This is a genomic window from Microcoleus sp. PH2017_28_MFU_U_A (assembly GCF_020738035.1).
In the GTDB taxonomy this organism is placed as follows: Bacteria; Cyanobacteriota; Cyanobacteriia; order Cyanobacteriales; family Microcoleaceae; genus Microcoleus.
This window is the reverse complement of record NZ_JAEQCX010000094.1, coordinates 1-10,350: the sequence shown is the minus strand read 5'-3', so window position 1 is coordinate 10,350 and position 10,350 is coordinate 1. Positions and strand designations below refer to the sequence as shown.

Here is a 10,350-nt window from a genome sequence, read left to right as displayed (position 1 = left end):
ATGTTACTAAGCCGCAGCCAAATTTGCTGCTGCGAAATCCCAGTTAGCCAAATTGTCTAGGAAATTAGCAATGTAATCGGGACGGCGATTTTGGAAATCCAAATAATAAGCGTGTTCCCACACATCCAAAGTCAGCAAAGGAGTTTGGCCGTGTGCTAGCGGGGTGTCAGCGTTAGCAGTTTTGGTAACTTTCAAAGTACCGTTGTCCACAACCAGCCAAGCCCAGCCGCTGCCGAACTGAGTTGTCGCAGCAGCCTTAAATTCTTCTTTGAATTTGTCGAAGCTGCCAAAGTCGGCATTGATTTTATCAGCTAAAGCTCCTGTCGGAGTGCCGCCGCCGCCCGCTTTGAGGGAATTCCAAAAGAAATTGTGGTTCCAAACTTGACCTGCATTGTTGAAGATGCCGGCTTTGGATGGATCTTTGGCAGATTCCATTACAATTTCTTCTAGGGATTTGCTGGCTAGTTCGGTGCCTTCAATCAGTTTGTTGAGATTGGTCACGTAAGCAGCATGGTGCTTGTCGTGGTGGAACGAAAACGTGTTGGCCGACATATGACCTGACTCTAGGGCGTCAGCGGCGAAGGGTAATGGTGCGAGTGTAAATGCCATTGTGTTCAATCCTCTCTTGGTGGCTTTTTTGGGTTGACTTTCCGGCTTTTGTATGATTTGAGCCCTTAGTCGCTAGCTCGAGTTGATCGAGCTGTTGTAAATAATTATTGACAATTTTCATATTTTATCTCAGTTGCAGCATTTTAGGATTTTGAGCTCTACTTTTCACGAAATCTACTAATATCAGGTTTCACATAGCACAAACCTTGGCAAAAAGTCAACCCGCCTGCGTGATAAATAAAAGTTGCTAGGAAATTGTCACTAGACAGAATTTTGATGATGGTTATAAATAAATTAAACCTGTTTTTGGGCAAATATAAGCTGAATTTAACTTAAGCTGTAAGCAAGTCCAACAGATTCCCGGAGCAGTCAATGGAAAACCGTTCAAATAACCAGACTAATTCCCCTCCTAAATGGTTGAATTTGAAACTAATAGTCAGCGGTCTGGAAACAGTTCAAGACTTAATTGTAATTTCTTTGTGTATTGGTTTGTTCTGTTTCATGGTACTCGAACTGCGAGAAATGTTTTTTTCGCTGCTGCCTCCTTTGAATTTTCAGGAAGTGACGGCCGACATTCTATTTTTATTGGTTTTGGTGGAATTGTTTCGGCTACTCATTATTTACTTGCAAGAGCAGCGCGTTTCGATTGGCGTGGCGGTTGAAGTTTGTATTGTATCTGTTCTGCGAGAAGTTATAGTTCGGGGAGTTCTGGAAACTCCCTGGGTTCAAATATTGTCAACAGGCGCATTCTTGCTAGTTTTGGGAGTGTTGTTAGTAGTCCGAGTTTGGTTGCCGCCAACTTTTGAGGGAATTGACCCGGAACGCCGTTTTGCTAGCCGAAAAAGAAATCTTTCAGAGCCGGAATCTTCTTCAGAGCCTGTTGCTGTAAATAGCAAGTTCAATTCTCATTGAGTATGGCGAGACAGGCGATTTTAGATTTGCTCTACAGCTTGTCTGGTTACCATTTATCGTCTCTTGTAAAATAACCATGATAACTTTCGTTGTGAGGATTAAAGTCATCTGAAAATAGAGGGGAAGGACTAAAGTCCTCACTACGAACCTATTTGATTGCGGTTCGCCGTCAGCACTTTATATCAATTCCGGTTGCATCTGAATTAATATTACCCGAAATCAGGACACGGCAGTGCCGTGTCCCTACGATTAATCACGGTAGGGAAACGGCACTGCCGTGTCCTCGCTTGTCATTCCGGCGCAGCCGGAATTGATATTAGTTCTCTGAAAATAGAGGGGAAGGACTAAAGTCCTCACTATGAAACTATTTGATTGCGGTTCGCCGTCAGCACGTTAGTTCTCTGAAAATAGAGGGGAAGGACTAAAGTCCTCACTACGAACCTATCTGATTGGGGTTCGCAGTCAGCACTTTAGTTCTCTGAAAACAGAGGGGAAGGACTAAAGTCCTCACTACGAACCTATTTGATTGCGGTGATTCGAGGTGACACAATATTAGCTGTTAGTCTGCAATTCGCCTAAACGAGCTAACACTTCTTTGGAGTGAATGGCGGGATTAACTTTAACAAATGTTTCCCGCAAAATTCCTTCAGGGTCAATAATAAAACTGTGCCGGGAAGAGATAAAACTCATCCAAGAACCGTAAGCTTTACTTATTTTGCCGTCGGTATCTGCTAATAGCGGAAATTTCAAACCTTCAGAATCACAAAATTCTGCGTGGGAGTTGATATCATCAGCGCTGATGCCGATGATTTGAGTGTTTTTTGCTAAGTATTTCGGCAAGTCTTGCTGGAATCGACGCGCTTCGATCGTACAACCGGATGTAAAATCTTTGGGATAGAAGTAGACTACGAGCCATTTACCGCGATAATCGGACAGCGAGATTTGCCCGTCGCCGCTGTTTGTCGGTAGACTAAAGTCTGGTGCGGCTTGATTCACCGCCGGCAGCTTGCCACCGAGGGCTAAGGCTGGAGGGGCAAAGTTGAAACTCAGAAGGGCTAGACAAATTGCCAATAAAGTGCTAAAGAACTTGCGGCGCGAAATCATAAATTAACAAGTAGAACTGTACTTAACACAAGTTTACAGTTTTCTGATTAAATGGGTAGGGGCAATTCGCGAATTGCTTCTAATAGTGACATACTCCTACACTGACGCTCGTACAGTACAGTGTAGGCTTCTCAGCGACTCCAGCTATTGCTTCGGACGTTAACTGAGCTTTAAGAACGGAATGCCCTACCGCTCTGTTTTTGATATTTATTGCTGCATTATGGTCGCGGTCAAGACTACATCCACAATGGGGGCAGTCGTGCCATCTCTCATGTAGCTTCTTAGGAACTTTAACGCCACAAGTAGAACAATCTTGACTTGTACCAGACGCTTTAACAGGGATAACCAACAAACCAGCATTTTCGGCTTTGTTTGTCAGTATCGACAGAAAGCTTGACCATCCGGCATCAAGAACAGATTTTGCCAACCATGTACGCGCAAGTCCTTTGACATTCAAATCTTCAACCGCGACAACATCATATTTTTTTAACAAGTTGTTAGCAGTTTTGAAATGAAAATCTTTACGTTTGTCGGCAACTTTTTTATGCTGCTTGCCCAACTGTTTTACCGCTTTTAATCTTCGATTGCTTCCTTTTTTACGACGGGAAACACGCTTCTGAATAACTTTTAAACGTTTTTGAGATTTGCGATAATGTTGAGGTATAGCAACAGTTTTACCCTCAGAAGTTGTCAAAAACTCCTTTAAGCCAACATCGATACCAGTTATTAAATCTGGATTGAAATCTGGTTTAATTGTTGGCACTGTCGCATCTTCCAGGCTGAGGGTTAAATAGTAACCGTCAGCTTTTTTAGTGACAGAAGCAGTTTTGATTTTGAAACCATTCGGAATGGAACGATGCAAAACAACCTTAACTTTTCCAAACATCGGAAGATTGATTAAATTGTTTTGCAAGCATCCATCCTTCATTTGAGGATAGGTAAAGGTTCTGTAGTGGTTGCGAGACTTAAATCTTGGTCTGCCACTACGTTTTCCGTTACTGTCACCCTTCAAGAATCTATCAAAAGTTACCTTGACTCTCTTGACAATATCCTGAAGAACCTGCGAGTAAATTTCGCCATACCAAGGATGAGTTTTCTTGAGGTTAGGTAGTGTTTTCTTTTGACTGTAGTAATCGGGATTGTCCCGTAATTCTGGAAGGTGACAAACAAGAGGACAAGCATTGATAGGACAACGATTTTGCTCGTACCAGTTAAATCTATCTGCCAACAAATAGTTATATTGAGCGCAAAGCATAGACAACCACCTGTCTAATTCTATTGCTTGTTGTTTGCCTGGGCGTAATTTGTACTGGTATGCCGTCCTCATTTGCTTTTACCTCCTGTTAGCACTATGGTAGCATAATTGTGTAACCATTGTGTAGCCACATGAAAAATAAACAATTAAGATTAAGGATGTCTGAGCGACGTTTCCATAAGTTACGGCTATATGCTGTTCAATCCGATAAGACAATGACTCAAGTCATTGAAGAGCTGATTGACTCATTGCCAACATCAAAGATTGGCAATGAGTCACCGACCGACATCGCTAATTGAACTGCGTTCAATATTGCTCGTCGGTCAATTCCTCATTGCCTCGCATTCATCCCACACTAACCTGAGTACAGGTATGGTGTGGGGATTCTGCTGTGCTTGCTAAATCTGAGTTACCCACCCCTTTGATGATTCGGTGTTTAAAACCGCTTTTATACAGAGGATGCCCGCTTCTGCTGGCTAGGAAATAAAGGGAACATTTAGCCAGGATTTGGTATCAAACCGAAATATCACTTACTCAAATAGCAATTTACTTATGAGCGCTGCACTCCCGTTAACAGGCAAAGTTACAGTAGTCCAGGTAATTAATGGTCAACCGGTGACGATCGAAGTAGACGGCACTAATGCGCCGATTACTGGGGGAAATTTTGTTGATTTAGTTGAACGTGGCACCTACGATGGGGTGATGTTTCACCGAGTTGTGCGCCAGCCGGATCCTTTTGTGGTGCAAGGGGGCGATCCGCGCAGCAAGGATACTAGCATTCCGGCGGGTCAATTGGGAACGGGTAATTTTATCGATCCGGATACTAATCAGGCGCGTTTTATTCCTTTGGAAATCAAGCCGCAAGGGGCGGCACAGCCAGTTTACAACCAAGTTGTCACGCAAAAGCCACAGTTGCCTCACACGAAAGGGGCGGTGGCAATGGCTCGTTCTAATAGTGGTTTAAATACGGCTTCTTCGCAGTTCTATTTTACTTTGGATGCTTTGCCGTTTTTGGATGGCAATTATGCTGTTTTTGGCAATGTAATTCAAGGTTTTGAGACGGTTAATGCGGTGCAGCAGGGCGATCGCATTTCGAGTGCTAAAGTTGTTGCAGGGATTGTCCCCAGTCGGGTTTCGAGTATTATTACCAATCCTTCTGTGTTGAATAGTTTTGTCAATAATACCAATTTTGTAAATCTGCCTTTGCGATCGCTCAACTTGCCTAATACGCCGAACAACTATCAAGTCACTGCCCAAGACTCTCAGCAAAACCCCAGCGGCGTGCGCGGAGGTAGCGCCAACGATCGCATTATCGGTTCATCGATTGATGATGCCATCAACGGCGGCAAAGGCAACGACACTATCACCGGGGAAGCAGGCGACGACTTTCTCAGAGGTGGCAAAGGTAGCGACTTAATTAGCGGTGGTGTTGGCAACGATATTATCAACGGAAATTTCGGCGACGATACTCTTAATGGCGATGCTGGTAACGACTTTTTACGGGGTGGGCAAGGGAATGATGTCTTAAATGGTGGCGATGGCAATGATATTTTGATTGGGGATACAGGCAACGATACTCTCACCGGAGGTAGTGGTGCAGATACTTTTGTTTTGGTCGGAGTCGATCCTGCGAGTCTGCCTTTTATTCTGCTACTCCCAACGAATCATACAATACTTGATTTTAAACCAGGTGAAGGCGATCGCATTGCTTTGACAGGAAAGTTATCGGATACCACATTCACTCAATCTGGCAGCGATACTTTAATTAACTTAGCTGGGTCTCCTGCTATTGTAAAAAATGCTACTGTCGATTCCGTCAGAAATGCAGTTTTTGCAATTCCTTTGTCTCCGATTGTTCCTCGTCCTAATGACCTACCCACTGGCGATGCAGCCTTAAGAATTGGGTAGTTTTAAGTGAATTGGGTTGAGTTCAACTCGACCCAATTTCTAATACTTTTCGGCTCAATATCCATATCTTTTATTAGATGCCAGCCCCTGGTTATACAATCTATTTTTTATGGCTTATGCCAAATTTAATTAATAACATAACTTTCTAAGTTTAGAGACAGCATCTTGATAGCAATCCATTCTCGATTGCTGCTTAAATAGCCCTGCTGCTTTCTGAAAATCCTCAAATGCTCCCTGCACCTCTCTCAATTTATATCTAGTCACTCCTCGGTTGAAGTAAGCTTTAGCAAAATTGCGATCGAGGCGAATTGCTGATTCAAAATCAGCTAGTGCTGCGAGGGAATTTTCCATTTGCAGGTGGATAGTGCCTCGGTTAAAGTAAGCTTGAGCCAAATTGGGGTTGAGCATCAGTGCTGAGTTGTAATCTGCGATCGCCCCAGCACGATCTTTTAAGCCAGCTAGCATAAACGCCCGATTGTTGTAATACTTGGCTCGATAGGGATTGAGTTCGATGGCGGTAGTTAAATCGGCGATCGCAGACTGTTTGTCGCCTAATCTGTAGCGGGCAACACCGCGATCGTTGTAAGCTGGTGCGAATTGCGGATTAATGTTTATTGTGGCGGTGAAATTTTTAATCGCAGCGTGCAAGTCCTTTTGTTCGAGACTTTTTAAACCTGCACTGTAAACCTTCTTGGTGCTAACGTCTAAATTTGCCTCTTGTCGCGCTTGGGCTTGCTCGCCCGAAAATACTTTACCTGAAGTATTGGCGAATCCCAAAAATTCGATCGAATTGAAAATAGTTGTGACAGCTAATTGACTCGGGAGAAAGGGGATAGTACGCATGGGAGGGCGGGTGTTTAACTGTATGCTCTAATTTTCTTGCATCTTTCAGCTACTGACAGTGATATCCGTACTCTCGGGGAGGTGATAAGTTTGAGGAGATTTGGTGATGCTCGGGGATTGATTTGTGTGATGACAGTTGGGTTTAGTTCGTGACGCCAGTCACAACCAAGGATAATTGCGTCTATAAACCGCTAAATTTCGTAGTTTTAAGCGAACTGAACAATTTATTTTTGCTAGCCAGATTCACCAGAGAAAGAGGGAGAGAGGAAGAGGTTGAGAATATTTGACGCTGGAGGAGAATAGTTTATTAAAATATACAATTTAAATGGGCAACAGCTTCTTGCATTGTCGCAATATATGCTATCAGTAAATTCCGATCGCACTTGCGAGCATCTGATACAGGGTTTAGGGAAAAAAAATCTCTAGCACCGACGCATCTGTGAAGCAACCCATTTTCTAGGTAAGAGGATTCACCCGCGACTCGCCGAGTTAAGTTGGGGGCTGGGCTAAGGGCGATCGACATTTCACTGATATTTTTGAGTAATATTGCCGATGAAAGTTGCTTATTCTTTGATATGCTCTGATTACACATCAAGAATCTATTGCAATTAGTGTCAATGAAAATAGTTCTGACGTTAAAAACTTTCTTCGCGACAGTATTCGCGATCGCCCTATTTAGTCTCTACTTAACTCCTCCTGTGATTGCCGCGAATGCCGAGGATCTGAGTCAGCTATTAAAAGATAATTGGTGCGTCAGCTTTCTGTGGAAGCAATGCGATTTGAGCGCTGCCGATTTGCGAGGAGCTAATCTCCAAGAAGCCAACTTGAGCGGTGCCAACCTGAGCGGCGCCAACTTGTCCGGTGCTAATTTAAAAAATGCTGACCTTTCTGACGCAGATCTCACCAGCGCCAATTTAGCAAATGCTGATATTTTGGGCACGGATCTCAGTCGAGCCAATTTGACCGAAGCTAATTTCAACCGCACAAAATTGTGGGATGCTAATCTGACTTTGGCAAATCTGAGTCGCGCCAATTTACAAGATGCTAATTTGTTGGATTCTAGACTTTGGGGAAGCAATCTCACCCAAGCTAATTTAACTGATGCGACCCTGCACGGTGCTGATTTGCAATATGCTAATCTGGCAGACACTAATTTGACAAATGCTGATTTGCACAGCTTCTTTTTCCGAGGTTCCAAACAAGTCACAAATCTGAGCAATGCTAATCTAGAAGGCGCTAATTTAACGGGAGCAAATCTCAGAGGTGCGGTGCTGAATGGAGCGATAATGCCCGACGGCTCTATTAATAATGAAGAAATTGGCTTTAATTTAAAGTAAAGTCTGAATACAGTTGACAGTTGACAGTTGACAGTTGGCAGTTGACAGTTGACAGTTGACAGTTGACAGTTGACAGTTGGCAGTTGGCAGTTGGCAGTTGGCAGTTGTGAGTTCTCAGCAGTCAGTAATTAATAGACATTTAACTAATGACTAATGACTAATGACTAATGACTACTGACTTAATTCGATCGCCAAACTGCATCCCACGGCCCGCCGCCAACTTCCAAACCGGCCAAAGAACTTTGAGCCTCTAAGATAATTTTAGAGCGCTGCTTGCCATTTTTCTCAACATTTCCCCCCAACAATTCTCGCAGTTGCAAGCGCAATTCGCCGTGCGTCGTATCGCGGCAGCAAAAAGCCAGACCCTTGGCTGTAGGAGTTCGCACATAGGTGCCAGAACTTTTTGTACTGCCACTTAACTCAACTTCAAACTGGCTGTTTCTCGCCTGCATTTTCCAGCTTCCCCAAGGTTCAATATTCCAAGTTACTTGGGAATTCCAAGGCACAAATTCGTAGAATTTGCCTCGGTAATGGATGCCAATCATTGCTACCGATTCCATCCACCACAGCACGCCCCGCTTGCCACCCCCAGCAGTTAATGCTAAATCGCTTTCGCCTTGAAAACAATTGCAATTTATCCAAAACCATTTTTGCGGAAAAGCACCGCCCCAGTTTTTTTCGGTGTAAGCGGGAGCGTCTTTAAATTCATAGCGTTCGCCGTTCCAATCGATCCAACCCGTGGCTAAACCGTGAGCCATTAAAATTTGCCATCCAGGCTCAAACACTGGCAAAAAAGATAGCATTCCCGCCGTGGATTTTTGGAGTTCGTCGGAGTTTCCCCAGCCGTAAACAGGTTTGATTTCGTATTGCCAAAAACAGTGATTTCCAGTTCCTGGATCGTGCAGATAACCTTGATTCAAAGTAGCAGTAGCTTGATAGCCTTCTTCGATACGGCTGTCGAATACTTGTGGTTCTAAATATTCTGGTTTAATTTGTAAATCTGTTTTGCCCCAATGTCCTAAACCCAATGTGTCTCGGTGCGCCCAAAACTTATTTACATCGGGGAAGGTGCGGCACAAATAGCTATCTTTGGGGCCGAGAATTTGGGCGGCACCGCCGCTGTAAGGTTGACCGCCTCTGGGGTCTTCTATGGAATACATGAATGCAAAGGATTGTCCGTGAATTGGTAATGTTATTCGGTAGTACCAGCCTTCAAAAAAGCGCCGGGAACTGCCGTCCCAGTGGTAGCCGCTGTGGGGAGTTTCAATAGTTTTGAGTTTTGAGGCTGTATTTGACATAATATTACTAATAGCAAAACAAGAGTCATTGGTCATTGGTCATTGGTCATTGGTCATTGGTCATTGGGCATAGGGCATAGGGCATAGGGCATTAGTCATTAGACCTCTTGCAAAATAATTTTCTGATATAATGGAAAGTTTTGCTTTAGTTGATTAGATATCTCCCAAAAAGCCTGTGAATAACAGGCAGGATGCCTGTTCCACAATTATGGGAGATGTTTAATTCAAAGCCTCTGATTATAACATATATCTTTTTTGCAAGAGGTCTATTAGTCATTGGTCATTAACTAAAAGGAAGAAGCAGGCTTAGTACATTACCGATTACCGATTACTGATTGCCAACTACCGATCGCCAATTACCCATATAATAGGATATTCATTATGTCTTTAGCACTTTGGCGATCGCCCTTAGCGCGATCGCTCCACCGCAACCGCAGTCTTGCCTATGCCCGCTACTTGCAACTAGCAACGGTTCGTCCTGACGGGCGTCCTGCTAACCGCACTGTGGTGTTTCGAGGCTTTTTGGAAAACACCAACCAGTTAAAGTTTATTACAGATATTCGCAGTCAAAAGGCAGAGGAAATTAATCTCTATCCTTGGGGGGAGATTTGCTGGTATTTCCCTAAAACTCGGGAACAATTTCGGATTGCTGGACAACTGATTTTGGCAGGGGCAGATTGTCCAGATGTAGAGTTGTACGCAGCCCGCCGCACAGCTTGGCAGGAGCTTTCTGAGGGGGCGCGGGTGCAGTTTGGTTGGCCCGATCCTGGGAAAGACAAGGCTGAGGCTACTGCTTTTGATTGTGCTTCCCCAGATGCGATCGAGCCGCTGCCTAGTTTTTGCTTGCTGCTGTTGGAACCGGAAACGGTGGATTTTTTGGAGTTGCGGGGGGAACCCCAGAACCGATCGCTTTACGGGCGCGACGGGGATGGCAATTGGTTTGTGCGATCGGTCAATCCCTGAAAAAGAAGTCATTAGTTATTGGTTATTGGTTATTAGTTATTGGTTATTGGTTATTGGTTATTGGTTATTGGTTATTGGTTATTGGTTATTGGTTATTGGTTATTGGTTATTGGTTATTGGT

General features: G+C 44.0%; 9 protein-coding genes. 4 read left to right on the top strand and 5 right to left on the bottom strand.

Going from position 1 to position 10,350, the window contains the following annotated elements:
- Positions 1-6: 6 nt before the first annotated feature.
- A complete protein-coding gene (locus JGK14_RS22965) occupies positions 7-609 on the bottom strand; it encodes a superoxide dismutase (protein WP_293176460.1) in 603 nt (200 codons plus the stop codon).
- Positions 610-981: 372 nt separating this feature from the next.
- On the opposite strand from JGK14_RS22965, the gene JGK14_RS22960 reads away from it, so the two are divergent.
- On the top strand, positions 982-1,521 hold the full coding sequence (locus tag JGK14_RS22960; RefSeq protein WP_293176458.1) for a phosphate-starvation-inducible PsiE family protein: 540 nt from the start codon (positions 982-984) through the stop codon (positions 1,519-1,521).
- A 552-nt stretch (positions 1,522-2,073) separates the two neighbouring features.
- Here the strand turns inward: JGK14_RS22960 and JGK14_RS22955 are convergent.
- Together JGK14_RS22955 and JGK14_RS22950 are read right to left on the bottom strand one after the other, a co-directional pair.
- Entirely contained in the window at positions 2,074-2,625 is a 552-nt protein-coding gene (locus JGK14_RS22955) for a peroxiredoxin (RefSeq protein WP_293176455.1), read from the bottom strand.
- Positions 2,626-2,704: 79 nt separating this feature from the next.
- Positions 2,705-3,952 (bottom strand): RNA-guided endonuclease InsQ/TnpB family protein, encoded by a 1,248-nt coding sequence (locus tag JGK14_RS22950; protein WP_293195860.1) that lies wholly within the window; start codon positions 3,950-3,952, stop codon positions 2,705-2,707.
- Positions 3,953-4,432: 480 nt separating this feature from the next.
- Here JGK14_RS22950 and JGK14_RS22945 point away from each other — a divergent pair, with 480 nt between their 5' ends.
- Complete coding sequence (locus JGK14_RS22945) at positions 4,433-5,788, top strand: peptidylprolyl isomerase (protein ID WP_325315528.1); 1,356 nt, start codon at positions 4,433-4,435, stop codon at positions 5,786-5,788.
- A 129-nt stretch (positions 5,789-5,917) separates the two neighbouring features.
- Here JGK14_RS22945 and JGK14_RS22940 read toward each other — a convergent pair whose 3' ends face one another.
- Positions 5,918-6,631 carry a tetratricopeptide repeat protein gene (locus JGK14_RS22940; RefSeq protein ID WP_325315527.1) on the bottom strand — a complete coding sequence of 238 codons (714 nt, stop codon included), beginning with the start codon at positions 6,629-6,631 and terminating at the stop codon, positions 5,918-5,920.
- A 617-nt stretch (positions 6,632-7,248) separates the two neighbouring features.
- On the opposite strand from JGK14_RS22940, the gene JGK14_RS22935 reads away from it, so the two are divergent.
- On the top strand, positions 7,249-7,968 hold the full coding sequence (locus JGK14_RS22935) for a pentapeptide repeat-containing protein (protein WP_293176447.1): 720 nt from the start codon (positions 7,249-7,251) through the stop codon (positions 7,966-7,968).
- 179 nt (positions 7,969-8,147) lie between these two features.
- Here the strand turns inward: JGK14_RS22935 and JGK14_RS22930 are convergent, their stop codons facing one another.
- Positions 8,148-9,266, bottom strand: a complete 1,119-nt coding sequence (locus JGK14_RS22930; protein WP_293176445.1) for a tocopherol cyclase family protein — start codon at positions 9,264-9,266, stop codon at positions 8,148-8,150.
- Positions 9,267-9,647: 381 nt separating this feature from the next.
- Here JGK14_RS22930 and JGK14_RS22925 point away from each other — a divergent pair, with 381 nt between their 5' ends.
- Positions 9,648-10,229, top strand: coding sequence for an Npun_F5749 family FMN-dependent PPOX-type flavoprotein (locus tag JGK14_RS22925; RefSeq protein ID WP_293176443.1), 582 nt, complete (start codon positions 9,648-9,650; stop codon positions 10,227-10,229).
- Positions 10,230-10,350 lie beyond the last annotated feature (121 nt).

Bases quoted from the DNA above. Each gene is read 5' to 3' on its own strand.
- JGK14_RS22925 (WP_293176443.1), top strand. From the start codon at position 9,648: ATGTCTTTAGCACTTTGGCGATCGCCCTTAGCGCGATCGCTCCACCGC.
- JGK14_RS22955 (WP_293176455.1), bottom strand. From the start codon at position 2,625: ATGATTTCGCGCCGCAAGTTCTTTAGCACTTTATTGGCAATTTGTCTA.
- JGK14_RS22965 (WP_293176460.1), bottom strand. From the start codon at position 609: ATGGCATTTACACTCGCACCATTACCCTTCGCCGCTGACGCCCTAGAG.
- JGK14_RS22960 (WP_293176458.1), top strand. From the start codon at position 982: ATGGAAAACCGTTCAAATAACCAGACTAATTCCCCTCCTAAATGGTTG.
- JGK14_RS22930 (WP_293176445.1), bottom strand. From the start codon at position 9,266: ATGTCAAATACAGCCTCAAAACTCAAAACTATTGAAACTCCCCACAGC.
- JGK14_RS22935 (WP_293176447.1), top strand. From the start codon at position 7,249: ATGAAAATAGTTCTGACGTTAAAAACTTTCTTCGCGACAGTATTCGCG.
- JGK14_RS22945 (WP_325315528.1), top strand. From the start codon at position 4,433: ATGAGCGCTGCACTCCCGTTAACAGGCAAAGTTACAGTAGTCCAGGTA.
- JGK14_RS22950 (WP_293195860.1), bottom strand. From the start codon at position 3,952: ATGAGGACGGCATACCAGTACAAATTACGCCCAGGCAAACAACAAGCA.
- JGK14_RS22940 (WP_325315527.1), bottom strand. From the start codon at position 6,631: ATGCGTACTATCCCCTTTCTCCCGAGTCAATTAGCTGTCACAACTATT.